Here is a 26,258-nt window from a genome sequence, read left to right on the forward strand (position 1 = left end):
CAGTCGAGTGCCCGATAGCTGCGGCCACGTCGGTACGCCGCGGCGCGGCAGTGTCCGTGGTGTCGCGCGAGTGCTCGATGGCCTCAGCCGAGTCGGCACGCCGCGGCCCGACGGCATCCGTGGTGTCACGCGAATACTCAAAGGCCTCAGCCGAGTCGGCACGCCGCGGCCCGACGGCATCCGTGGTGTCACGCAAGTACTCAAAGGCCTCAGCCGAGTCGGCACGCCGCGGCCCGACGGCATCCGTGGTGTCACGCAAGTACTCAAAGGCCTCAGCCGAGTCGGTACGGCGCGGCCCGGCGGCGTCCGTGGTGTCGTGCGAACACTCAATGACCTCAGGCGAGTCGGCGCGGCGCGGCGCGGCGGCGTCTGGGTGGTCAGCACCTGCGAGTGGCTCGCCGCTGTGCACGCCGACGCGGGCCAACAGTGCGGCTACATCCATTCCCGTAGCGCCACTGTCGATGGACTCGCCGCGGGCGCGCCGGTCGACAGTGGGGTTGCGGGCCGTGGTCACATCGTCCTGGCTCGTCATCGGGTTACCTCTCCCGCGGGCACGGGGGTGTGCCAGGAACGGAACTCGCGCAATCGGTCCGGTGTTGTCGACACCTTCTGCGCGTTGTCGTGGGCATCGTGGCCGTGCAGGCGGGCGGCCAGGTGGCGCGCGGGGGTGTTGCGGGCGGTGTTGTCGACCGTCATGCGCACCGTCGAGCAGCCGAGGGTCTCCGCCCGATCGGCGACCCAGCGCAGCAGCCGTTCCTCGACGCCGCGGCCGAGGGCCCGGCAGCTGAGCTGCCAGCCGGTGACGCGCAGGCTGTCGCCGTCCACGCGCAGGGCCAGCACGGAGATCAGGCCGTAGTCGCCGAAGCGGTCGCGCGCGGTGGCGGTCCAGACCTCACCTTCGGTGCGCCAGCGGTCCAGGTCGTCGGCGGTGACGGCGGCGAGGGTGAACTGGGTGGTCCGCCGCACGAGCTGCCGTGCCCGGGTGGCGGAGTCGTCGGTGAGCGCCTCGATCTCCACCTCGAGGCCGAGCTGATCGAGGAACTGCTCGAATTCGACGGTGGCGCGGACGGTGTCGCGGACGGACTCCTGGCGGTAGAACTCGGTCCGGCTCCGGTCCTCGGCGGTCGTGGCGAGCGGAACGAGCGGCCACAGCCGGGTGAGGAAGGACGGGAGTTCGGCGGCGGGCGGGCAGGTCACCGCGAGGACTTCGGGGAGCTCGGCACGCATCCGCGCGATCTCGACGGGGTTGTCGTCGAGATAGCAGAAGGTGTCGAGTCCCAGGCGCAGCGTGTCGGCGACGGCGGCCAGGCGACCCGGCTTGGCCACCCACCCGGTCGCCACGGCGGCGAAATCCGCACGGCGCAAGGGACTGTCCGGACGTGCCAGTATCTCGTGCACGATGTCGTCGTCATTGTTGGTCAGCAGCACCAGCAGGGTGCCCGCGTCGCGCCACTGTCGCAGCCGGGCGGCCAGCGCCAGCCGTGGCGCGTCGAAACACACACCGGCGGAGCCGGTTTCGCCCGCAGTCCCGCTCCACAGTGTGTCGTCACCGTCCACGGCGATGACCTTCGGCGCCGGTTCGCCGACCGCGGTGACGGTCGCGACCAGGGTCAGAGCCACCGCCGCCTGGAATTCCGGGGTGAACGGCAGATGCGCCAGGACCTCGGTGCGCTCGTCGAACGGGGCGTCCACCGCGTGCACGCGGTGCCACTCGGCGTGCTCGAGCAGCGCGACGCCGGGAACGTCGCGCAGCCGATCGGCAACGGTCCGCTCCCAGTCCGCGCACCGCGGCGTCGGCCGCAGCGACGGGAGAAGGCCGACGATGATCGGCCGCCCGGTCCGCGCGACGACATCGCCGACCGCCGTGGGGAATTCGATCGCCAGTTCGGCGAGCACATCGTCGGTGAGGTCACCGAATCGCTCCAGATCCGCGGCGCGGATCAGCACGATGCCGACCTCGGTCGACGGCTGCGCGAACACGCCGGACGGGTCACGCAGGCACGACAGCACCTGGTGGTACGGCGCTTCGGCGACGGTGAGTGGCACCTCGGTGGCCGCGGCCGCCAGCAGTTCGGGGAGCCGCCCCAGCGCGAAGGTCGCACCGACCGCGACCCGCAGGCCCGACTTCGACTGCTGCCCAGCGTTTTCGGGCACGGCGGGCGCACCGGGATCGGCGACCGCCGCCGCGACGACCTCGAGGTAGTACCTGCCGAATTCGGCGCAGGCCGCCGCGTCGATGATGTCGGTGTTGTAGGTGAACCACACCTGGTCGGTGTCCGGCAGCACCGCGATCATCAGATCGAGATCGGAGAACCCGGTACTCACCGGAACGAGCTCGGCGGCGGCCACCGCGGAGTTGGCGCGCAGGTAGTTGAAGTAGACCTCCACCATCGGCGCGTTGTCCCGGTACAGCCCCTCCCCGGCCAGTGCGGCCAGGACCTCGGCGAACCCGGCCCCGGGCACGAGGAGCGTGCGGAGCCGATCACCGGTGCGCCGCAGCACATCGGCGACCCGATCGCCGTCGGCCACCTCCGCCGGAAACGGCACGGGCACACCGAAGTAGCCGACGGCGTCGGCCGCGTCCGCGTGCATGCGGGTGTCGACCGGTACCGCGAGCGCGAACCTATCGACCCGCTGCCGCCGGGCCAGCGCGACGGTCAGCGCACCGAGGAACAGCGCGGCCGGGGTGATCCCGAGCTCGCGTGCCCGGTCGGCGACCCGGTCGTGCAGTCCCCGCGGCAGGTCCAGTGCCGAGGCGCCCGCGCCGTAGGTGCGCTCGGCCGGGCGGGGGCGGGCGAGGGTCAGGTCGAGCCGCCGAGCACCGGCGAAGGCGGCGCCCCAGCGCGTCACCGCGGTGTCGTCGCGTCGGCTCGGTTGCGCGGCGAGCAGCTGGTGCAGGTCCCGGTTGGTGACGGCGTCGTCGAGCGGGGCACCGGACAGGTCCGTCGCGAGTTCGCCCGCGACCAGCAGCATCGACTGCACATCGCTCATCCCGTGGTGCGCCCCGAAGACCAGCACCTGGCCCGCCGCACCGGCGTCGAGCAATTCGAAGCGCCACAGCGGACCGGTCGCCGGATCGAACGGCGGTGTCATCAGAGCGCGGAAATGCCGCTCCACGACACTGTCGTCGAGGCGGTCCAGCGTGCGCCACCCGACCGGTACCTCGGCGTCACGGAAGATGGCCAGTTCCCGGCCGTGAACCTCGCTGGGCCGGATGGTGGTGCGCAAGGCGGCATGTCGGCGGGCGAGCCGGGCCACGGCCGCGCTCAGCTGTGTCCGGGTGACCGGTACCGGCACCCGGACCGCGACGCCACCGGTCTGCGCGGCACTCGGGATGCCGAGCTGTTCGGTGCGCAGCAGCCGCATCATGTCCCGAGTCACCGGCAGCACCTCGACCTCGGGGACCTCGACCACCACGGCGGCGGTATCGTCGCCGGCCCGACGGCCGATCTCGTCAACGAGATAGCCCGCGAGGTCGGTGAGGCTCTGCTCGGCGAGGATGGTGCCCAGCGGCACCGCGATCCCGGTGTGCTCACGCACCTTGTTCCGCAGTTCCACCGCCATCAGCGAATCCAGGCCGAGACCGTGCAGCGACATCCCGGCGTCGACCGTCTCGGTGCCGCCGTGTCCGAGCACGTCGCCCGTCCACCCGGCCAGCGCGGCCAGGGCGGTGGCGACCGCGTCGGCGCGGGGCGCGGTGCGCAGCTCGTCGGCGAAGCGCGAACTCACCCCGGCGTCGACCGCCGCGCGATCGGCCACCGCGCGCCGAGGCGCCCGCCGCACCAGCCCGTGCAGCAATGGTGGCACCGCCGGTGAGCGGCGCAGGACCGCGGTGTCCAGGAGCAGCGGCACCAGCAGCGGATCATCCTGTGCGAGAGCGGCATCGAAGCACGCCATGCCGTCGGGGACGGCGAACGCGCGGACGCCGGCGCGGGCGATGCGGGCGATGTCGGCGCGGGCCAGATGGTCGTGCATGTCGACTTCCCAGGCGCCCCAGGCCAGGGCCTGCGCGGGCAGGCCCAACGCTCGGCGACGCAGCGCGAGCGCGTCGAGATAGGCGTTCGCGGCCGCGTAGTCGGCCTGGCCGGGCGTACCGAACAGGCCACCCGCGGCGGAGAACAGGACGAACATCGACAGCGGGCGATCGGCGGTGAGTTCGTGCAGGTGATGCGCCGCATCGACTTTCGGGCGCAGCACCGCGGTCAGCTGTGCCGGGGTGAGCGAGCCGATGGTGGCGTCGTCGAGGACACACGCCGCGTGCACGACACCGGCCAGCGGCAGCCCGTCGAGCAGATCGGCCAGCGCGGATCGGTCGGTGATGTCGCAGGCGGCGAACCGCACCCGCACACCCCGCTGTTCGAGGTCGTCGCGCAGGTCCGCGCCGCCGGGGCCATCGATGCCGCGGCGGCTGACCAGGACCAGATCGCGCGCGCCGTAGGCGTCGGCCAGGTGGCGCGCGAGTGCCGAGCCGAGGCGTCCCGGCGCACCGGTGATCAGCACCGCGCCGTCGCCCAGGGTGATCCGGGGCGACGGCGTGGCCCCGGCGGGTTCCGGCAACCGAGTCAGCCTCGGCACGAACGCGCGACCGTCACGGACGACGAACTGCTGTTCGCCGCCGGCGAGCAGCGCCGGGTAGTCGATCTCCGGGTCGGCCGAGTCGACCAGGACGATCCGCCCGGGGTTCTCCGACTGCGCCGAGCGGACCAGACCCCAGACCACCGCACCGGCCGGATCCGGGCTGATCGGGGAACCAGGGGCTGCCGAAGTATCGGGGTTGCTCCCGAGCGGGTTCTCGACTACAGCGTTGCGGGTGCGAACCACGAGAGTGGACCGCTCGAATCGACGGTCGCCGAGGAACGTCTGGAGCTCGGCCAGGACTCCCTGGGCAACGGTGTGGACCTCGTCGATCGACTGCCCCTCGGGGACGGCAAGCACGACGGTGTCGCCGACCCCGGGCCATTCGACCACAGCCGACCCGCCCGTCGCCGTGGGCAGCGCGAACGGTGTCCATGTCAGGCGGAACAGCCGGCGCACGGCCGCCGCCGGTGACGCACCCTGCCACTGGGTGACATCGATCGGACGCGACAGCAGTGACCCCACCGACACGACCGGACGGCCGGACCGATCCGTCGCGGACACGGTGACGGTGTCGGGCCCCGACCGGCTCAGCCGCACGCGCAGCGCGGTCGCGCCGGTCGCCGACAGCACCACATCGGACCAGACGAAGGGCAGCAGCGCGTGCTCGCCGTCGCCCGCGAACAGCGCGGTGGCGTGCAGGGCGGCGTCGAGCAAAGCAGGGTGGATACCGAATCCGGCCGCGTCCTCGTGCGCCTGCTCGGGCAGTTCGACCTCGACGAACAGGTCGTCGTCGCGTCGCCACGCCGCACGCACCGCCCGGAACACCGGACCGTACCGATGACCTCGATCGAACAGTCGATCGTAGAGCTCGCCGATATCGACCGGCTCCGCACCGGTCGGTGGCCACACGGCCGAATCCGTCTGCGCCGGTGCGACTCCCGGGTCCTCGCCGAGCTGCCCGTCGGCGTGCAGCGTCCACTGCGCGTCCGGATCGTGCTCGTCGCGCGCATACACGCGCACCGTCCGCCGCTGCTCGGCATCCGCGCCGCCGACGACCACCTGGAGCTGTATCGCGGCACGCTCGGGCACCAGCAGTGGCGCGCGCAGCACCAGTTCGCGGACGACCGGGCAGTCCACCTCGTCCCCGGCGCGCACCGCCCACTCGACCAGCGCGGCACCGGGGACCAGCACCGCGGCGGGTCCCGCATGGTCGGCGACCCACGGGTGCAGCGCGCGGGACAGCCGCCCGGTCAGCGTGACGCCACCCGAATCCGGCTGCGCGACAACGGCACCGAGGACCGGGTGGGCGATGTCGTCGAGACCGATCGCGCCCGTGTCACGGTGACCGCTGTCGGTCCAGAACCGCCGCTCGTCGAAGGCGTAGGTGGGCAGGTCGATCCGGCCCGGACCGGGAGCGAGGCGGCTCCAGTCGAGGTCGTGTCCGGCGGCGTACAGCGCCGCCTGAGACCGCGCCAGCGCCGTTGGCCCGTCCTGATCTCGCACCAGCGACCCGACGGCGATCACGTCCCGCCCGAGTTCCTCCGCGACGGTCCGCACGGCGGCGGTCAACGACGGATGCGCGCCCAGCTCCACGAAGTAGCGGACACCGTCGCCGATCATCCGCTCGACGGTGGCGGCGAAGCGCACCGTCTCGCGCGCGTTCCGGTACCAGTAGTCCGGTCCCGTCGGCGCGAGCGTCATCGGCTCGCCGGTCACCGTCGAATACCACGGGATGGTGGGCACGTTCGCGGACAGGTCGGCCAGCTGCGCGGTCAGGTCGTCGCGGATGTCCTCGATGATCCGGCAGTGCCCGGCGAGGCCCGGCCCCGACGCACCGAGCCGGGTGTAGACGCCCGCATCGTCGAGTTCGGCGAGCAGCGCGGTGACGGCACCCTGCTCGCCGGCCACGATGGTCGATCGCCGGATATTCACCGCGGCGATCGAGATCCGGCCGTCGTAGGCGAGCAGCCGCGCGGCCACCTCGGCCTCGGGCAACCCGATCATCGCCATCGCCGCCGGGTCGTCGATGGCCTGCATCAGGCGGCTGCGGGTGACGACGATCCAGGCGGCATCGTCGAGGTGGAGCGCACCCGCGCAGTACGCGGCGGCGATCTCGCCCTGGCTGTGCCCGAGCACCGCGTCCGGGGCCACCCCCGCCGCCCGCCAGGTGGCGGCCAAGGCGGCCATGGTCGCGAACAGCACCGGCTGCACGACCGGGAAATCGACCAGATCGGCGGTGGTCAGCGTGGCCAGCCGGGCGGTCAGCGACCAGCCGAGATATGTACCGAATGCCTTGTCGCACAGCTCGAACTCGGCACGAAACGCCGCCGATTCGTCGAGTAGGTCCCGCGCCATGCCGACCCACTGCATGCCCTGCCCCGGGAAGACGAAGGCGGTCTTCGCGGTGGTCAGCACCGGACCGTCGCCCACCACGACATTCGCCGCGGTCCGGCCGTCGACCAGGTCGCGCAGCGCGCCGATCATCTCGTCCCGATCGGCGGCGACCAGCACGGCGCGGCGCTCGAACTGACTGCGTTCGGTGCTCAGCGCCCGCGACACCGACCACGGCTCGGCGCCGGGATCGGCGAGCACGAGGTCGAGCAGCCGCTCGGCCTGCCCGTGCAGCGATCGTTCGCTCCGCGCCGAGATCGGCAGCAGCGCGACCGCGGTCTCCGGGCAGGACACGACCGGAACGGGGCTCGGCGCGGGTTCCTCGAGGATCAAGTGCGCGTTCGTGCCGCTAAGCCCGAACGCGCTCACCCCGGCCCGGCGCGGCCGGTCGCCGCGTCGCCACGGGGAGGTCTGCCCGTGGACCGCGACCCCGCTGCGCTCCCAATCGACATGGGGCGAGGCGACATTCACGTTGAGAGTGGCCGGAATGCGCTCGTGTTCGAGTGCGAGCACCAGCTTGATGACACTCGCCACACCCGCCGCCGCCTGGGTGTGGCCCAGGTTCGACTTGAGCGAGCCGATCCCCAGCGGCCGCCCCGGATCCCGGCCCGGCCCGTACACCCGGGCCAGCGCCCGCGCCTCGATCGGGTCGCCCAGGGCGGTGCCCGTGCCGTGCGCTTCCACGTAGTCGATGTCGTGCGGAGTCAGCCCCGACACCCGCAGCGCCGAGCGCAGAACCTGTTCCTGCGCGGCGCCATTGGGCGCGCTCAGGCCCTGGCTGCGGCCGTCCTGATTGACCGCGGACCCGCGCACGACCGCGAGCACCCGGTCACCGTCGCGGCGGGCGTCGCCCAGCCGCTTGAGCAGCACCATGCCCGCGCCTTCGGCCCACACCGTCCCATCCGCGTCGGCGGAGAACGGGGCGCACCGGCCGGTCGGAGACAGCACTCCCAACCGGCACAGCTCGATATGAGCGACCGGCGACATGAGCAGAGTGGCGCCACCCGCCAGCGCGAGATCGCACTCCCCCGCCCGCAGCGCCTGCATCGCCAGGTGCATCGCCACGATCGAGGAGGAGCACGCGGTATCCAGGGTGACAGCCGGGCCGTGCAGGCCCAGCGTGTAGGAGATCCGGCCCGAGGCGACGCTCGGCGAAAGGCCCGTTCCCACTTGCCCGTTCAGCTGTTCGGGCGCCGGGTCGGCAAGATACCCGGTGCTGTACACGCCCAGGTAGACGCCGGTGGCGCTGCCGTGCAGGGTCCGGGGATCACGTCCCGAGCGCTCGATCGCTTCCCAGGCCAGGTGCAGCATCATCCGCTGCTGGGGGTCCATGACCGCCGCTTCGCGGGGGCCGATGCCGAAGAACGCGGCGTCGAAACGGTCGATCCCGTCGACGTATCCGCCGCGGAACGTATAGGCGGTGCCGGTCGCGGTCGTGTCCGGGTTGTACAGGCCGTCGATGTCCCAGCGGCCCGGCGGCACCTCACCCAGCCCGTCGGCCTCGCCGTCCAGCAGCCGCCACAGCGCCTCGGGGGAATCGGCGGCGCCGGGGAACCGGCACGCCATGGCGATGATCGCGATGCCGTCGTCGTCGGTGTCCTCGGTCGCTACCGCGTCGACGACCGGAGCCTGCGCCGCCACGTCCTCGGCCGGTGCGGCCAGGACGGTCGCGACACCGTCGATCGTGGGGTGGTCGAAGAAGAGATTCGTGTCGATGAAGCGGCCCGCAAAGTCGGACAGGTCGACGACTAGTTCCACCAGATCCGCTGAGCCCAAGCCGAATTCGACCAGCGGGCGATGCACGTCGACCCGTTCGGGATCCAGCAGGGCCTGACGGGCGATCGCAGTCACCAGCCAGTCCCGCACCGTCTCCGCCGACAGGACCGACGCGGGCTCGTCGACCACAGGTGCCGCGTCGAGGTCCGCCTCGAACTCGGCGATCTCGTCCTCCGGCGAGCGCACGGGACCGGCCAGCAGGGTCAGCAGTTCCCCGGACAGGTAGGCCGCCCGGCACGCCGAGCGCTGGATCTTTCCGCTGCTGGTCTTGAAGATCGTGCCCGGCCGGATCAGCAGGACCGCGGCCAGGGTCAGGCCGTGCTCGGTCGCCACCGCGGCCCGCACAGCACCTTCGATCGCCGACAATTCGGCGGGGTCGGTCCCGCGGACCTCCGCGACGACGACCGGCTGCTCCCCGTCCAGATCGACGGAGAACGCCGCCACACACCCTGCCCGGACCCCGCTGTGAGCCGCCTCGACGGTGACCTCGATGTCCTGCGGATAGTGATTGCGCCCGTCCACGATCACCAGATCCTTGCGCCTGCCGGTGACGAAAAGTTCACCACCGGAGAGGAATCCGAGATCACCGGTGCGCAGGAACGTCGCGTCGTGCCCGGGTAGCTCGGCGCCGAAGACCTCGGCGGTGGCCGCATCGTCGCGGAAGTAACCCGCCGCGACGCTGTCACCGGCCACCCAGATCTCGCCCTCCTCCCCCTCCGCGCGCTCGGTCCCGCTGTCCGGATCGACGATCGACAGCGAGATCCCCGGCACCGCGCGACCGACGCCGACGAGTTCGCCACCGCGCGTGGGACTTTCCGCGGCGGGCATGATCGTCGGCGCGGCGGTCGTGGACGGGGCGGTGACGATCAGCGTGGCCTCGGCCAGGCCGTAGACCGGCTGCTGGGCCGTCGCGCGGAACCCGGCACGAGCGAAGGTGTCGCTGAAGCGGCGCACCGTGCCCGCCCGCACGGGCTCGGCGCCGTTGAATGCGCACCGCCACGAACTCAGGTCCAGCTCGTCGAGTTGCTCGGGCGCGATCCGGCGCAGACACAGTTCGTAGGCGAAATTGGGTCCACCGCTGGTGTGCGCGCGATAGGTGGAGATGGCGCGCAGCCACCGTTCCGGGCGCTGCAGGAAGTGCAACGGCGACATCAGCACCGAGTGCGCGCCGCGATACACCGTGTGCAGCAGCGGCGCGATGAGTCCCATGTCGTGGTACATCGGCAGCCAGCTGGCGAACAGCGCGCCGTCGTGGTCAGCGATCCGGTCGTGGCCAAGGCCCGCGGTCAGCGCCGCCTGGTTGTGCAGCAGATTGGCGTGGGTGAGGACCACGCCGCGCGGCGCGCTGGTCGAGCCGGAGGTGTACTGCAGGAACGCCACCGAGTCCGGTCGCAGCTCCGGTTCGCGCCAGCGCAGGGCCGCCGCGCTGGGCAGGTCGTCGGTCGACAGCCACGGCACCCCGGCCAATTCCGGGATCTCGGCTCCCAGCGCCGCCGCTTCGGCGAGGATCCGGCGCGGCGCCAGCACGATGTCGACCTCGGCGTGGGCCACCATCCGCCGCAACCGCCGCAGTGACCGGTTCTCCCACTCCGGCAGCGGCGCGGGCACCGCGACCACCCCGGCGACCAGACACCCGACGAACGCCTCGGCGAACTCGGGACCGGCCGGATACAGCAACAGCGCCCGCCGGGGCGCGGAATCCTGGAGCACGGCGCCGATCGCGCGGGCCCGCCGCCCCAGTTCGGCATAGGACAATTCGTGCACGACACCATCGACGTCACCATTGTCCAAGAACCGATACACCACCTCGGCCGGCCGATTCTCGACCTGGGCGAACAATGTTTCGACGAAAGTGTTGAGCACGAACTACTTCCTCTGACCGTGGAACCCACTGACTGCGCCCACAATAGCGGCCACACGAGCGCTCAGCGGGCGTCGTGAACCATCGACCGCGTCATGGTGAGCCCCGATAATTGGGGGCATCGAATTTTCGACACCGCTTGGCACAACGGCATTTTCGCGATGAGGATGGCGGGGTGTCACAGACCTCCACCTCGCTGCGCGACCTGCCCCGACTACCCCTGCGCCGACTCGGCGAGCTGGGCGGATTGCTGCGCCCCGGCACGCACAGTTCCCCGCTGCGGGAATTCGGCGAGCGATTCGTCGTCGATCCCCCCGGATTTCCCACGATGCTGGTCACCCACGAACCCGGTGATGTGCGCGCACTGTTCGCCAATCACGACGACTTCTCCATCGGCCAGGTCCTGAGCCGGTTCTCGAGTCACGACGTGATGTTCGGCAAGCAGACGATGATCTTCCTCGACGGTGAAGAGCACCGGCGCGAACGCAAGCATTTCGCGCCGCCGTTCCAAACCGCCGCACTGCGTTCCTACGAGGACCTGATGGTCGACGTGGTCGAGCGCGAACTGCCGAACTGGCCGGTGGGTGAGTCCTTCGAATTCCTGACCGCGGGCTACGACCTCGCCATCGGCGTGTTGCTCGGTGTCGTCTTCGGCGAGGTCGCGCCCGAGCGTCGCGACCGCCTGCGGAACGCGGTCGCCGCGTGGTTCGGCGAGATCGAGAGCCGCGGCTTCCTCGCCGTCACCCTGATCACCCCGTTCATCGGCGGCCTGACCATCCCCTACCCGCCGCTGCGCCGCGCCCAGCGCGAGGTCGACGCCGTCATCGTCGAGGAGATCACCGCCCGCCGCGCCGCGCCCGAGGAGGCGAGCGGCCGCCGTGACGTGCTGTCGCGCTACATCGGCACCGACCTCGACCAGCACGACGACCCCGCCCTGGCCCGCAATATGCGCGGCATCCTGCTCGGCGCCTACGAGACCACCGCCATCACCCTCGGCTGGATCGCCGCCATGCTGGCCGCCCATCCGGCCGCCATGGCCGAGGTCGACGCCGCCGTCGACACCGGCGACAGCGCGCGCCTGGACGACTATCTCGACGCGGTGGTCGCCGAAGTCATGCGGCTGCGCCCGGTCTCGCCGTTCACCGGCCGACGGGCGTTGCGCGACACCGAGATCAACGGCATCACCATCCCGAAGGGCGCGATCGTCATCGTGCCGATCCTGCTGATCCACGAATCCGAGCACCACTACCCCGACCCGATGACCTTCCGTCCCGAGCGGTTCCTCGACCACCGCCCGAGCACCAACACCTGGCTCACCTTCGGCGCGGGTGCGCACCGCTGCCTCGGCGCGCAGTTCGCCCTGGCCGAGGCGCGGATCCTGTTCCGCACGGTGCTCGAGCATCGCCGCATCGCGCCGATCGACGGCCCGATCGAGCCGCCGCGGCGCTATCACACCGGCTTGAGTCCCGCCGCGAACGCGCGGATCACCCTGCTCCCCCGCTGACGGCGGCGACGGCCCACCACACTAGTGTTGCCGAAAGTGTGCTGGCCGTCCGTCGGCGGCGGCGATCTCCGATGAAGGGACAGTTGTGAACCGCACCCTGCTCGTCACTTCCGTGCTCGCTCTCGCGCTTCTCGGAACCGGTTGCTCGCGCGCCGCCGACCCGGTGCCGCCCACCCCGACGACGCCGCCGCCCGCCACCCCCACCGACTCCACCACCCCCGTTCCGATCCCGTCCGGCACCCACCGCAGAGAAGGCGACTCCTACGACCCGACCGACCCGAACAGCGTCTGCTTCGGCGCCAAGCCCGAACTCCCCCGCCCGTACGCGGGCTGTCCGGGCTACGACCCGAGTCAGCCGCACGGATAGTGGACCGGGCGGCTCCGTAGGATCGTGCGGTGTCATCAGCTCCGCAGTTCCGGTTTCGACGTTCCCGCTTCACTCCCGCGCAGGACGTGCCGAAACCGGCGGTGCCGACGGCGCGGGCGATCGTCGATTGCGGCGTCTACGTGGACGGGCAGCGCCTGCCCGGCCGATTCACCCCGACCGCGACGCTGGCGGAGGTGCGGCGCCGATGCGAGGGGTTCGTCTGGGTGGGATTGTTCGAGCCCGATGCCCGGCAGATGGGTGAGATCGCGCGGACGTTCGGCCTGCACTCGCTGGCGGTCGAGGACGCCGTGAAGGGCAACCAGCGGCCGAAGCTGGAGCGCTACGACGACACTCTGGTCACGGTGATGCGCACGGTCGCCTATGTCGAGCACGACATGGCGACGGTGAGCGAGATCGTCCAGACCGGCGAGATCATGGTGTTCACCGCGCCCGATTTCGTGGTCGCGGTCCGGCATGGAGAGCATTCCGGGCTCGCCGAGGTCCGGCACCGGTTGGAAGCGGATCCGCAGCGTCTGGCGCGGGGGTCGGGTGCGGTGCTGCACGCGATCACCGATCACGTCGTCGATTCCTATGTCGAGGTCGCCGGATCGGTGGAATACGACGTCGAGCAGATCGAAGAGGAACTGTTCACCCCGCGCAGCCGCCTGCCGATCGAATCGATCTACCAGCTCAAGCGCGAGATCGTGGAGCTGCGGCGAGCGGTGAGCCCGTTGGCCCAGCCGTTGCAGCTGCTGACCCGCCCCGAGATACCGCTGCCCAAGGAGATCCGCCGCTACCTGCGCGATGTGGCCGACCATCACACCGGTGTGGCCGAGCGGATCAACGACCTCGACGAGTCGCTGACCGCGCTGGTGGGCGCGGCGGTGGCCAAGATCGCGATCCAGCAGAGCGCCGACATGCGCCGGATCTCGGCGTTCGTGGCGATCCTGGCGGTGCCGACGATGATCGCGGGCATCTACGGGATGAATTTCGACTACATGCCGGAACTGAAGCAGACCTGGGGTTATCCGGTGGTGCTGGCGACGATGGTGGTCATCTGTCTGGCGCTGGTGGTGGTGTTCCGCCGGATCAGGTGGCTCTGAGTCTCGGCCGATCGCGTGTCAGTGGTGGTGTCAGGTGTGCGTCAGGGCGGTATCAGGACGCCCCGGCACAGTGTGTTCATCGAAGAAAACAACCGGCACCGACACCGTCGGCGCCACAACGGATCTCGAGGAGAACACCATGTCTGTCACCACCCTGACCGCCCAGGACGCCGGCACCCTGCGCACCGCCGCCTACGGCGCCGTCTCGCTGCTGGCGGCCGCGGGCGCGCCGCACAAGGCGATCTCGCACGGCTCGATCGCCCTCACGTCCGCGACCGGTCTGGTCGGGCACGTACTGGCCGCCAAGTCCAAAGATGTTCACCTGCACGGCAAGTCGGTCGCCGAGCTCGCCGACCAGGTGTTGCCGAGCCTCACCGCGGCCATGCGCCTGCTGGGCGAGCAGCACCCGGCCGAGGCGGGCAACTTCCGCGAGACCGTCCTGACCGCCACCGAATCCGCCGCCCAGTTCGCCCAGGGTGCGCCCAGCCCCGCCGTGACCGCGATGCTGCGCAAGATCACCGCGGCCCTCGACGCCGCCTGACGGGTTCGCCGCACAGCCGAAGCGCCCGCCGGACAGGTTCCCGGCGGGCGCTTCGTTCGTGTCAGGTCTTCGGCTGGGTGAGGTCGTAGAGCGTGACGCCGTCGATCTCGATGGCGTTGTAGTGCTCCGTCACCCAGGCGGTGATCCTGGATCCCGCGCTGGTGTTCGACGACCCCGGTCCACCGCCGGAGCCGCCGGCGATGAAGTAGTGGATGTCACCGTCGGCGACGTAGCGCTGGAACTGCTCCAGGGTCGGCGACGGGTCCCCGCCGCTGAAACCGCCGATGGCCATGACCTCGCCATCACTGGCGAGCTGATACCCACCCTGCGACATCGAGCCGACCGTCGCCGCGACCCATCGGTAGGAGTCGTGACCGGCGTCGAGCAAGGCCACCACCTCGTCGCTGACATCACCGCCGCCGAATCCGGGGATCGTCATCGTGGTGCCGGACCCGGGGGCTCGATCGGCGCCGGGCATCCCACCGTCGGCGCTCGGACCGTCGCCGGTAGCACCTGGGAATCCGCCGGGCCCACCCGTGCCCCGCTCGGTCTGCGGGCCCGCGGTCGGGATCGACCCGGTGTGCGCGGTGCCGATCGTGTCGACGGTGTAGGCCACGGGTCCGGCGACGCCGACGAACAGCGCGGCCAGTACCGTCACCACGGCGAGATTCGTGCGCTTCCCGGCCAGCAGCCCGGCCACCGCGAGCACCGCGGCGGCGGCGACTACCCATTTCAGCCACGGCACGAAATCCGTTGTGCGAGTGAGCAGAATCCACGCCGTGATCGCGGTCGCCGCGACGGTGGCGGCCAGGGTCAGCCGGATCCACCAGCGGTTCCGCCGCGGCCACAGCACGCCGAGCCCCGCGGCGACGGTCCCGGCCAGGGCCGGTGCCAGGGCGACGGTGTAGTACTCGTGGAAGATGCCGCTCATCAGACTGAACACCACACCGGTGACCACGCCCCACAGACCGAACAGCACGAGCACGGCCCGGCGCGGATCGCTGCGGCGCGCACGCCCGCACACCACGATGCCGGCGACCAGCAGGATCAGTGCCGCGGGGATCAGCCAGGCGATCTGCCCGCCGACCGCGTCATTGAACATTCTTCCGATCCCGTTCTGCGAGAACGGACTTCCCCCTCCGAAGCCGCCGGGCACGTCACCGGAGATGTCGGGCAGGTTCCCGCCACCGGATCCGCCGCCGGGGCCTTCACCGCCGCTGAGCCGGTCCAGCCCGTTGTAGCCGAGGGTGAGTTCGATGATCGAATTGTTCTCCGAGCCACCGAAATACGGTCGCTGATCGGCGGGCCAGAACTGGGCGATCAGAATCCACCAGCCCGCACCGGCGACCATCGCCGCCCCGGCCGCGAACAACTGCGCGATCCGCTTGCCCAGCGCGGGTGGCCCGAACAGCAGATAGGTCAGGGCGAGCGCGGGCAGGACCAGCACAACCTGCAACTGCTTGGCCAGGAACCCCAGACCGACGAACAACCCGCACCACACCAGCCAGCGCCACCGGCCGTCACTCAGCGCCCGGCTCATCGCCCACACCGCGGCCAGCATCAGCAGCACCAGCAGCGCGTCGGGGTTGTCGAACCGGAACATCAACGCCGCGACGGGGGTCACCGCCAGCAGCAGACCCGCCAGCAGTCCGGCATTCGCTCCGTAGTGCCGTCGCACGATCGCCCAGAGCAGGGCCACCGACGCGACACCGAGCAGCACCTGCGGCACCAGCATGCTCCAGCTGTTCATCCCGAACAGCCGCACCGACAGTTCCATCGGCCACAACGAGGCCGGGGTCTTGTCGACGGTGATGGCGTTGGACGCGTCGAGCGACCCGAAGAAGAACGCCTTCCACGACGTCGCCCCGGCCTCGACGGCAGCCGCGTAATAGGTATTGGCCCACCCGTTCGCCGACAGGTTCCACAGGTAAGCCCCGGCGGTCCCCACCAGCAGCAGGACCAGGCCGATCCACTGCACACGTCCATCGCGGCGAACCGTGACCGGCTCGCCGACTTCGGCACGGGTATCGAGGTGCCCGGAAGGCACGATGGCGGTAACTGACATAGCCACCACCTTGCCCCCGCCCGCTACAGCCCAGCTGGGTACCAGCTGGGAGCCCGCTGTGAACCGCGACGCCGACAACACCGTCGGTCATCGATCTCTCCCGAACTGGAGAAGAATAATTTGAACTCGCCGGTTCAGTCTAATATTCGCACTGAACATAGATACGCTGGTACATAAAACTGAACCGGCGAGGCAGTTTTACGGAGCGCATGGGATAGACTGCGGTGGTGACTTCAGCGACGACACCGGCCGGTCCGACCACTTCGCGCGGGCGGATCGACAAGCGCCAGGCGATCCTGGACGCGGCATTCGTCGTGTTCGCCCGGCGGGGGTACGCGCAGGCGGGCGTGCAGGAGATCGCCGAGGTGGCCGGGGTCGCCAAGCCGACCATCTACAACCACCTCAACGACAAGGAAACGCTGTTCCGGCACGCACTGGCCGCCGTGAGCGACGCCGTTCTGGCCGAGAACCTGGCAGTGGTCGAGCGGTTGCGCACCCCGGGCGAGGATCTGCGCGCCACCCTGGAAGACGTGGCCTACCGACTGATCCGGTCGTGTTGTTCGGAGCAGTCCCGATCCCTGCGCTGGCTCACCTACGGTCAGGTCGCCCAGTTCCCCGACCTGATCGATGTCGTGGTGAGCCGCACGTCCGATCAGCTCGGCGACGCGCTCGCCGATCGGCTGGCACGGCTGGCACTGGCGGGCCGACTGCGCGCGAGCGATCCGGCGACCGCCGCCGAGCAGTTCCTCGTCCTGATCACCGGCCCCATGGAGGGCCGGACCCGGCTGGGCACCCGCAAGGTCGCCACCGCCGAGATGCACGCCGTCGCCACGGCAGCCGTCGACACCTTCCTGCGCGCCTACGGCACCACGGAGAACCCTTGAGCCACCGCCCTTTCCGCTTCGGCCTGGTCACCGTCTCCCCCGCCGACGCGACAGCCTGCAGTCGACTACCCGCCGGGCTGGGAACACCGGCCTGAACTACACGCCGTGCGATGTGCGCTCGCCGGCAGAGAAAGGACCGACGTGACCGCTGTACACGACGATCTGCTCGCCACAATCGAGGCGGAGCGGGCGATCTTCCGCACGTTCAACAAATTCTTCCGGATCGCCGACACCCAGGAGAGCGAGCGGTTCAGCGAGTGCTTCACCCCGAACGCGCTGATCGAGTACCGGATCATGCCTGGCCCGCCGGTGCTGTTCCACGGCCGCGACGAGTTCACCACGCACATGAGCCGCGTGCCGAAGTCGCAGCGGTCCCTGGTGGCCCACGTGGTCGGGCAGGCCGGTATCGAATGGGACGGTGGCAAACCCCTGCTCACGGCCTATGTCACGGTCTGGCACTGGTTCTCGAGCACCCCGGCCACCGATGTCGGCAGGTCGGCCGACTGGACCGTCATCGGGCTGGTCCAGGACGAGTTCGAGCAGCACGAGGGCGAATGGCTGATCTCGCATCGCGACGTGCGCCATGTCGCGGGGCGGGTCGCCGCGGGACACGGACCGATCTGAAAGCCGGTCAACACCGCACGATCGGGCCGGGCTCGCAGTCGAGTTCGGCCGATCGTCGTATTCGACCGGTCGAGGTTCGCGCGCAGTTCCCGGCTCAGGACTCGCCGGCACCCACGGGCGATGGCACACCGAAGTCCGCGAGCAGGCGTGTCGTCTCGCCGAACAGCCGGGCCGCGGCGGCCGAGTCGAAGGCTGGCCCCCGCACATCGAGCGGCCTGCCCTGCACGATCGCGGTCAACGGGTCGGCAGGCGGATTGTTCAGCACGTCGAGGATGGGGCGGACCGCCTGTGCCACCGACTGCGCGCCCACCCGCATCGCCTGGACCCGCGCTGCCATCTCCAGGTCGTAGTCGCCGGACAGTCCGGTATCGACCACACCCGGGTGCAGGAGCACGTATCGCACCGGAGCAGGGGCACGGCGCGCGAACTCGATCCCCAGCAGGTCGTTGAGCTGGCCGCCCTGCGACAGCGCGCGCAGGCCGTGATAGCCCTGCGCGAAACCCAGGTCACCCCAGCGGATCTGGCCGGTGCCGCTGCCGGGGCCCGCCACATTGAGGATCAGCGGCCGTGGTGCGGCCGCGAGCAGGTCGAGCATCTCGTAGCCGAGCACGAAGCGGTCCCCGCCACCGAGCGCCTCGGCCGCCGCCAGGAACTCGGCGCCCCGCATCGGGTTCCGCCCGATGACCACGACGGTGTCGCCTTTGGCCAGGCGGTCGAGAGCGGCCGCCCGCCCGAGGCCGTCGGTCCCGCCGGCGACAACAATGTGCTTCATACATTGATGCTAACGGGACGGTTCATCGACATCATCCCGACCGTACAGTGAATTGGAACAGTGAGTTCAGTTCGAGGACCTGATCGCCTTCACGGCGATCGGTGCTCTGTCCACACTCGACGCCCCTCGCTTCGCTCCCAGAGTTCTCCCAGTGAGCGTCCAGGGTTTCTGGAGGTTCAGCGGAAACGATGGCCGTCGGCCGTCCGGCTGATCGAGACAGAGCGGGAGAATCATGTACAGGAAGCGCGTGGCGGTCGGTGCCGCGCTCAGCGTCGGTCATCTGCTCGTGCTGGTTCCGGCGACGGCCACGGTGCCCACGCACGAGAAGACCTATGACGCGCCGGGTGGGCTCGAATACACCGTGGGGCACGGTGATATCGCCGCTCGGCCGGTCGGGGCGCTCAACGGGATGCCGACGAATCGGGAGGCGTTTCTCGATATCACCGGGTACGGGCGGGTCACCGGGCCGGGGACGGGCACGATCGAGGCTGGGTATCTGGTGGCGTGCGCGGCCGATGTCGACGTCGAGGTGACGCTGAAAGGGAAGCTCGGCTTCGACGCGGGCGCCGACGCCACGCTCGACGTCGGCCTGACCTCCCTGGACCCGGGCATCGAGCTCGGCGCCGGGCCGAACGTCTCCGGTGGACTCGGCGTCGAACTGTCGGTCGCACCAGGCAAGATCGTCGAGATCCCGGTCGGCGAGCAGACCTTGCGTCCGGACGCGACCGGCTACGTCCACAGCCGCGACTTCCACCTGGTCGTCACCAATTGCGCTGGGCCACTGACTGTCCGGCCCTACACCAGTATCACCACCCACTCTCTCGACGTGACCGGCACCGGCGCGGTCTTCGCCGACCCGATCACCCTCTGACCGGCACGTCCGCGTACCTCCGATTCCTCAGGCGACCGTGTCGGTGACCCGGAACGGCGCGAGCACGGTGGTGACCAGGTTCAACGCCACGCGCACCGCATGGTCGGCATCGCCGTCGGCCAGCCCGAGCAGCGGGTCCAATCCTTGGACGTGCGGCGCCAGCGCCAGATGCGGGAGCATCAGCAGGAGCAGGGCCAGCAGGGCGTCGAGGTCGGCGTCGCGGCGGAGCACACCGGTGTCGACCGCGCGTTCGAGCAGGGGCCGCAGCACCGCGAGGTAATGCTTGTTGACAGCCTCCCGGACCGCCGTGCGGGCGACCGGATCGGGCTCGAGATTGGCCGCGGCGGTCATCGCGCGTTCGAGCGGGTGGTCGTAGAAGTACCACACCCAGGTCGTCACCAGACTCTCGAACGCGCCGACGAAGTCGGTGTCCCACGGCAGTTCCGCCGCGGCCGCATCGATGGTCGCGTGGATCCGTTCGCTGGACTGTTCGGCCAGGTAGACATACATATCCGCCTTGTCGGCGAAGTACTGGAACAGGCTGCCCTTGGCGACGCCTGCCTCCCGGCAGATCGTGTTGAGACTGCCGCCGCTGAACCCCCGCGCGGCGAACTCGGCCTCGGCGGCGGCCACCACGGCGGCGCGGCGGGCGGGCGCGAGCCGGTCCCATGTCCCTGTCGGCATCACTGCTCTCCTCTGCCCGCGGGCCCTTGACGGTGTGACCCCTTCGATCGTACAGTGACCAGTGGTCATATGACCACTGGTCACAAAGGAGTGTGCATCATGTTCGACCCCTCCAAGGGCGCCCGAGTGTGCGTGATCGGCGCGGGTTCGGCCGGCATCGCGGCGGTGAAGGTGCTGGCCGAACGCGGCCTGGACGTGGATTGTTACGAGCTGTCCGACCGGGTCGGCGGCAACTGGGTGTGGGGCAACAGCAACGGGGTCTCGGCCGCGTACAAGTCGCTGCACATCAACACCTCGCGGCAGCGGATGGAATTCAGCGACTTCCCGATGCCCGCGCACCTGCCCGACTTCGCGCGCCACGATCAGATCGCGCAGTACTTCGCCGACTACGTCACGCACTTCCGGTTCAGCGACCGCATCCGGTTCCGCACCGGCGTCACCCATGTCGCCCCGCGCAACGACGGCACCTTCGACGTGACCCTGTCCACCGGCGAGATCGTCTGCTACGACGCGGTTCTCGTCGCCAACGGCCACCACTGGGATCCGCGCCTGCCCGAGCCGATGTTCCCCGGCGCGAGCGAATTCCGCGGGGAGATCATGCACTCCCACGCCTACACCGACGAAGCCCAGCTGACCGGCAAGCGCGTCGTCGTGCTCGGCATGGGCAATTCGGCGATGGACATCGCCGTCGACGCCTCGTATCACGCCGCGCAGACCTATCTTTCGGCCCGCAGCGGCGTCCACGTCATCCCGAAGTACGTGTGGGGGCGTCCCTACGACCGGATCGGCGGGGCGGAATGGATCCCCTCGTTCCTGCGCTGGCCGCTGGCCCGGCGGCTGATGGCCGCGGCAACCGGCCCGATGTCCCGCTACGGCCTGCCGGAGCCGGACCACAAATTCGCCCAGGCGCATCCGACCATGTCCAGCCGCATCCTGGACCGGCTCGCGCACGGCGCGATCACCCCGGTGCCCACCATCGACCGGTTCGACGGCGACGAGATCGTCTTCGCCGACGGCCGCCGCGTCGCCGCCGACCTGGTGGTGTTCTGCACCGGCTACAAGATCAGCTTCCCGTTCTTCGACGCCGGATTCCTCGACCCCTCCGGCGACAACCGAATCGGCCTGTACCGCAGGCTCTTCCATCCGGACGTCCCCGGCCTGTACTTCATCGGCCTGGTGCAGCCGCTGGGCGCGATCATGCCGATCGCCGAACGCCAGGCGCACCTGGTGGCCGACCACCTGCACGGCGTCTACCACCTGCCCGACCGCCGGGCGATGGATCGGGAGATCACCGCGCATCGGCGGGGGCTGGAACGTCGCTACGTGGCGTCGAAGCGGCACACCATCCAGGTCGACTTCGACGACTACATGCGCGATCTGCGCCTGGAGCGGCAGCGCGGAGCCGCTCGCCCCGCCGGATTGTCGGGCGCCGACTACCCGACCGCGTCCGTGCCCGCACGCCGCGAGCGCGAGCTCGAGGTGGCGGCGCGATGAGCATCGAACAGCTGCGTTTCCCGTCCGTCGGCGGCGAATACTGCGCCGCGACGCTGTATCTGCCCGAGGGCGAGCGCCCGCCGGTGATCGTGATGGCGCACGGCCTCGGCGCGATCCGGGCCATGGGACTGGCCGCCTACGCCGAACGATTCACGGCCGCGGGCTACGCGTGCCTGGTGTTCGACTACCGGTACTTCGGTGACAGCGAGGGCACGCCGCGGCACCTGCTCTCGACCACCGAACAGCGGGCCGATTGGGCCGCCGCCCTCACTTTCGCGCGGCAGCTCCCCCAGGTGGACGGCGACCGCGTCGTGGCCTGGGGCACGTCCTTCGGCGGGGGTCATGTCATCTACACCGCCGCGCAGCGTCCCGCGGGCCTCGTGGCCGCGATCGCGCAGTGCCCGTTCACCGACGGCGTAGCCTCCACCCTGGCGGTCCATCCGGTCAGCTCGGTGAAGGCGACCGTCGCCTGGCTGCGCGATGTCGTCGGCACCCGCGCCGGCCGCGCGCCCCACATGATCGCCACCGCCGGGCCCGTCCGCGGCACGGCGCTGATGACCGCCCCCGACGCCGAATCGGGCTATCTGGCGCTCGTCCCGCCCGGCGCGGACTTCCGCAACGAGGTCGCCGCCCGGGTGGTGCTGGACATCCTCACCGACCGGCCCGGACGCCTCACCGCCGACATCCGGGTCCCCATCCTGTTCGCGGTGTGCGAGACGGACTCGGTCGCCCCGGCCGGGCCGACGCTGCGCTACGCCGCGCGCGCACCGTTCGGCGAGACCCGCCGCTATCCCGACGGGCACTTCGACATCTACCGTGGTGACGCCTTCGAACGCGTCGTCACCGATCAGCTCGACTTCCTGCGGCGGCAGGTGCCGACCGCCCGCCTCGACGAAGGAGAATCGATTCCATGACCGGACGCATCGTCCTGCTCGGCGCCACCGGCTACACCGGCGACCTGGTACTCGGCGCACTGCGGCGCCGCGGTGCGCGACCCGTGCTCGCGGGCCGCGACCGGACCGCGCTGCACGCACTCGCCGAGCGGTCCGGTGGTCTCGACCTGGCCGTCGCCGACGTCACCGACGCCGGGAGCGTCGCGGCGCTGGTCGGGCAGGGCGATGTCCTCGTCACCACGGTCGGCCCGTTCGAACGGTTCGGCCACACCGTGGCCCGTGCGGCCGCCGAGGCCGGTGCCCACTACATCGATTCCACCGGTGAGGTCGGTTTCGTACGCGACCTGCACCGCGACCTCGACGACCGGGCCCGGCGGACCGGGTCGGTGATGCTCCCCGCCTTCGGCTACGACTACGTCCCCGGGATCCTCGCCGGGTCACTCGCCGCCGCGGGCCACCCGAGCCCGGTGCGTTCGCTCGACATCGGCTACTTCGCCACCGGACCGCTGTGGCGGGGCCTGAGCCAGGGCACCCGGACCACCATGCGCGACGGCTTGTCGCTGCCGACCGCCCGCTGGCGGGACGCGCGACTGGTCGAGGAACGCAGCGCCTCGACCACCCGGGCCTTCACCGTCCGCGGGCAGCGCAAACGCGCCTTCCTGGTCTCGGGCACCGAGGTACTCCACCTGCCCGCGGCGTTCCCGTCGCTGGAGAACGTCACCGTCTACAACGGCTGGTTCCCCGCACTGAGCCGCCCGGCGACGGTGCTGTCCGCGGCGACCGCGGCCGCCCTGCGCGTGCCCGGCGGGCGCGCCCTGGTCGATACGCTGACCCGCCCGGTCATCGGCCCGTCCGGTGGGCCCGACGCCACCGAACGCGCCCGCACCAGAACGCATGTCGTCGCGGTCGCGTCGTCGGCAGCGGGCCCGGCGACGGAGGTCCATGTCGAAGGTCCGAGCATCTACGACCTCACCGGCGAGCTCATCGCCTGGGCCGCGACGCGCCTGGCCGAGGGGGCCTCGTCCACCGCGGGTGTGGTCGGACCCGTCGACGCCTTCGGACTGCGGGAACTGCGCGAGGGCTGTGCCGAGACCGGTCTCGTCGTGGTCTGAGCCGGGTGCGGGCACACTGAGGGGGATGAGATCCGAGGTGACCACCCGCCGCACGCGACCGCGCAACCGTCGCACGATCATCCTCGACGCCGCGTTCGACGCCTTCGCGCACGACGGATATCACGACACCTCGATGGCGATGGTCGCCGCCAGGGTGGGCATCTCCCCCGGTGCCCTCTACCGGCACTTCGACAGCAAGCAGCAACTCCTCGGTCAGTGCCTGCTCGCCGGATTGGACGACGCGCTGGCCCGGCTCGAGACCGCCTACCTACGGTCCCCCGATGACGACGCGGTGGTCGTCGAGCTGGTCCAGGTGGCGCTGGACCGCCGCGGTCTGCCCCGGCTGTGGCAGCTCGAATTCCGGCATCTGCATCCGACCGACCGGGTCGCGGTGCTTCTCCGCGCCGCCCGCCTGACGGAGTTCCTGCGCCGCACCGTGCGGACGCAACGACCGGAGCTGCGGCCCGCCGACGTGGAGCTGCTGAGCTGGGCGGCCTTCTCGGTCGCGGCGAGCCCCGCCTACCACCGGCTCGAGCTGCCCTCGCCGGTCGCGGCGCGGGTGCTCGTCGCGACCGCGCGCGTGGTCCTCGCGATCGACCTCCCGGCGAACGAAGCCCGCGCCGCGCATGTTCGCGCGCACTGGGCGGCCAGCGACCGCCCCGGACTCGACCGCACGGTGCGCCGCGAACGCATCCTCGCCGCGGCCGCGCATCTGTTCACCGACCACGGCTTCCCCGGGGTGAGCATCGACGACATCGGCGCGGCCGTCGGCATCACCGGCCCGGCCGTCTACCACTACTTCGACAGCAAGGCGCAATTGCTCGACGAGATCGTGCGCAGGCACGACGAGTGGGTTCATCTGCTGGTGTCCCACGCGCTGGCGCACGGCCGGGACCCCGGCGAGGCGCTGCGGACCCTCACCCGCAACTTCGCCCGCTTCGGCGTCGACGAACCGGATCTGCTCGCCATCACGGTCAGCCAGACCCGCCATCTGCCGTCGGCCGCCGAACGCCGGTACCGGCAGGTCCGCCAGGACGGCATCGGCCGCTGGGCCCGTCTGCTGCGGGCACTCCGTCCCGAGGTGGCCCCGCCCGTGGCGCGGATGCTCATCCGCGCGGTCACCACCGTGGTCATCGAAGCGGTCCGCAACCCACGACTGGCCGGACGGCCGGATCTGGTCGAGGCGCTGGTCGCGGTGGCCCAGCGGATCCAGGCCGTCCCGCTCGAGCCCGCACGACCCGGAAAGTGATTCACGCCACTCCCGGAGCGTTCATCGGTGGCCACCGACGGCCGGTTACCAGCCGCTGGACCGCACCGCCCCCGCGCACCTCGTTTTAGCCCCCGTTCACTTAGCGTTGCCCGCCGCGCCGCGGTGCCGCACAGTGGCCGCGGGAGCCGCACCGCCGCTCCCCCATTCCCCCTGGACGCGTCGCGTCCCCGGCCACCGAGAAGGCAACGTTCGTGAGTCATTACAAGAGCAACGTGCGAGACCTCGAGTTCAACCTGTTCGAGGTGTACGGACTCGAAACCGTCCTCGCGGCAGGCACTTTCGGTGATATGGACGCCGATACCGCGCGCTCGGTGCTCAGTGAGGCGGCCCGGCTCGCCGAGGGGCCGGTCGCGGCACCGTACGCCGAGGCCGACCGCACGCCCCCGACGTTCGACCCGGCCACGCACACGGTCTCGCTGCCGGACTCGTTCAAGCGCGCCGTCCGCGCCTGGTACGACGCGGAGTGGTGGCGCCTGGGCAAGTCCGAGGCGATCGGCGGCGTGCCGGCGCCCGCGATCCTGGAGTGGGCGGTCACCGAGTTCGTGCTCGGCGCCCAGCCCGCCGCGCACATGTACAGCATGGGTCCGGTGATGGCCGACATCCTCGACCGCGTCGGCAACGACCAGCAGCGCGCCTGGGCTCAGATCATCGTGGAGCGCGAGTGGGGCGCGACGATGGTGCTGACCGAGCCGGACGCCGGCTCCGACGTGGGCGCGGGCCGCACCAAGGCGATCGCGCAGGAGGACGGCTCCTGGCACATCGAGGGCGTCAAGCGCTTCATCACCTCCGCCGACTCCGACGACCTGTTCGGCAACATCGTGCACCTGGTCCTCGCCCGCCCGGAGGGCGCCGGTCCCGGCACCAAGGGCCTGTCGCTGTTCTTCGTGCCGAAGTTCCATTTCGATTCCGCCACCGGCGAACTCGGTGACCGCAACGGCGTGTTCGTCACCAATGTCGAGCACAAGATGGGCCTGAAGGCGTCGGCCACCTGCGAGCTCACCTTCGGCGGCCACGGCGTCCCGGCCAAGGGCTGGCTCGTCGGCGACGCGCACAACGGCATCGCGCAGATGTTCGAGGTCATCGAGAACGCGCGCATGATGGTCGGCACCAAGGCCATCGCCACCCTGTCGACCGGTTACCTGAACGCGCTGGAATACGCCAAGACCCGCGTCCAGGGCGCCGACCTGACCCGGATGGCCGACAAGACCGCGCCGCGTGTGACGATCCTGCACCACCCCGACGTGCGCCGCTCGCTGCTGCTGCAGAAGGCCTACGCCGAGGGCCTGCGGTCGGTGTACCTGTTCACCGCCGCGCACCAGGATCCCGCAGTGGCACAGCATGTTTCGGGTGCCGACAGCGAACTGGCCGCGCGGGTGAACGACCTGCTGCTCCCGATCGTCAAGGGTGTCGGCTCCGAGCGCGCCTACCAGTACCTGACCGACTCGCTGCAGACCTTCGGTGGCTCCGG

Annotated in this window: 16 protein-coding genes; 12 read left to right on the forward strand and 4 right to left on the reverse strand. The window is 70.6% G+C overall.

Going from position 1 to position 26,258, the window contains the following annotated elements; genetic code table 11:
- Positions 1–528: 528 nt before the first annotated feature.
- Positions 529–10,608 carry an HAD-IIIC family phosphatase gene (locus AB0H54_RS30310; RefSeq protein ID WP_357350011.1) on the reverse strand — a complete coding sequence of 3,360 codons (10,080 nt, stop codon included), beginning with the start codon at positions 10,606–10,608 and terminating at the stop codon, positions 529–531.
- A 173-nt stretch (positions 10,609–10,781) separates the two neighbouring features.
- Between AB0H54_RS30310 and AB0H54_RS30315 the strand changes: the two genes are divergently transcribed.
- The 4 genes from AB0H54_RS30315 (at position 10,782) to AB0H54_RS30330 (ending at position 14,121) form a co-directional block, all read left to right on the forward strand.
- Positions 10,782–12,110: a cytochrome P450 gene (locus AB0H54_RS30315; RefSeq protein ID WP_357350013.1), complete on the forward strand. Its 1,329-nt coding sequence runs from the start codon at positions 10,782–10,784 to the stop codon at positions 12,108–12,110.
- 85 nt (positions 12,111–12,195) lie between these two features.
- Positions 12,196–12,477 (forward strand): hypothetical protein, encoded by a 282-nt coding sequence (locus AB0H54_RS30320; protein WP_357350015.1) that lies wholly within the window; start codon positions 12,196–12,198, stop codon positions 12,475–12,477.
- A gap of 101 nt (positions 12,478–12,578) precedes the next feature.
- Positions 12,579–13,580, forward strand: coding sequence for a magnesium and cobalt transport protein CorA (locus AB0H54_RS30325; protein WP_357350047.1), 1,002 nt, complete (start codon positions 12,579–12,581; stop codon positions 13,578–13,580).
- Between the two features lie 139 nt (positions 13,581–13,719).
- Positions 13,720–14,121 (forward strand): hypothetical protein, encoded by a 402-nt coding sequence (locus tag AB0H54_RS30330; RefSeq protein ID WP_357350017.1) that lies wholly within the window; start codon positions 13,720–13,722, stop codon positions 14,119–14,121.
- 61 nt (positions 14,122–14,182) lie between these two features.
- On the opposite strand, the gene AB0H54_RS30335 is transcribed toward AB0H54_RS30330, so the two are convergent.
- Positions 14,183–16,186 (reverse strand): glycosyltransferase family 39 protein, encoded by a 2,004-nt coding sequence (locus AB0H54_RS30335; protein ID WP_357350019.1) that lies wholly within the window; start codon positions 16,184–16,186, stop codon positions 14,183–14,185.
- Positions 16,187–16,413: 227 nt separating this feature from the next.
- On the opposite strand from AB0H54_RS30335, the gene AB0H54_RS30340 reads away from it, so the two are divergent.
- The gene (locus AB0H54_RS30340; protein WP_357350021.1) at positions 16,414–17,070 is read left to right on the forward strand and encodes a TetR/AcrR family transcriptional regulator; all 657 of its coding nucleotides are present in this window, start codon (positions 16,414–16,416) and stop codon (positions 17,068–17,070) included.
- 141 nt (positions 17,071–17,211) lie between these two features.
- A complete protein-coding gene (locus AB0H54_RS30345; protein WP_357350023.1) occupies positions 17,212–17,694 on the forward strand; it encodes a nuclear transport factor 2 family protein in 483 nt (160 codons plus the stop codon).
- Between the two features lie 94 nt (positions 17,695–17,788).
- Here AB0H54_RS30345 and AB0H54_RS30350 read toward each other — a convergent pair whose 3' ends face one another.
- Positions 17,789–18,466: a hypothetical protein gene (locus tag AB0H54_RS30350; RefSeq protein WP_357350025.1), complete on the reverse strand. Its 678-nt coding sequence runs from the start codon at positions 18,464–18,466 to the stop codon at positions 17,789–17,791.
- A gap of 232 nt (positions 18,467–18,698) precedes the next feature.
- Here AB0H54_RS30350 and AB0H54_RS30355 point away from each other — a divergent pair, with 232 nt between their 5' ends.
- Entirely contained in the window at positions 18,699–19,337 is a 639-nt protein-coding gene (locus tag AB0H54_RS30355) for an MspA family porin (RefSeq protein ID WP_357350026.1), read from the forward strand.
- 27 nt (positions 19,338–19,364) lie between these two features.
- Here AB0H54_RS30355 and AB0H54_RS30360 read toward each other — a convergent pair whose 3' ends face one another.
- Complete coding sequence (locus AB0H54_RS30360; RefSeq protein WP_357350028.1) at positions 19,365–20,021, reverse strand: TetR/AcrR family transcriptional regulator; 657 nt, start codon at positions 20,019–20,021, stop codon at positions 19,365–19,367.
- A gap of 99 nt (positions 20,022–20,120) precedes the next feature.
- On the opposite strand from AB0H54_RS30360, the gene AB0H54_RS30365 reads away from it, so the two are divergent.
- From AB0H54_RS30365 to AB0H54_RS30385, 5 genes are all read left to right on the forward strand, one after another.
- A complete protein-coding gene (locus AB0H54_RS30365) occupies positions 20,121–21,515 on the forward strand; it encodes an NAD(P)-binding domain-containing protein (RefSeq protein WP_357350030.1) in 1,395 nt (464 codons plus the stop codon).
- On the forward strand, positions 21,512–22,429 hold the full coding sequence (locus AB0H54_RS30370) for an alpha/beta fold hydrolase (protein WP_357350032.1): 918 nt from the start codon (positions 21,512–21,514) through the stop codon (positions 22,427–22,429). Before AB0H54_RS30365 ends, AB0H54_RS30370 begins: the two co-directional genes overlap by 4 nt.
- Entirely contained in the window at positions 22,426–23,520 is a 1,095-nt protein-coding gene (locus tag AB0H54_RS30375; RefSeq protein ID WP_357350034.1) for a saccharopine dehydrogenase NADP-binding domain-containing protein, read from the forward strand. The genes AB0H54_RS30370 and AB0H54_RS30375 overlap by 4 nt, the downstream gene beginning before the upstream one ends.
- Before the next feature lie 25 nt (positions 23,521–23,545).
- Positions 23,546–24,769 carry a TetR/AcrR family transcriptional regulator gene (locus tag AB0H54_RS30380; protein WP_357350036.1) on the forward strand — a complete coding sequence of 408 codons (1,224 nt, stop codon included), beginning with the start codon at positions 23,546–23,548 and terminating at the stop codon, positions 24,767–24,769.
- 212 nt (positions 24,770–24,981) lie between these two features.
- A partial coding sequence (locus tag AB0H54_RS30385) for an acyl-CoA dehydrogenase family protein (RefSeq protein WP_357350037.1) occupies positions 24,982–26,258 on the forward strand: 1,277 nt, incomplete at its 3' end.

The sequence above is a fragment of the Nocardia sp. NPDC050718 genome (assembly GCF_040654235.1).
Classification (GTDB): Bacteria; Actinomycetota; Actinomycetes; order Mycobacteriales; family Mycobacteriaceae; genus Nocardia.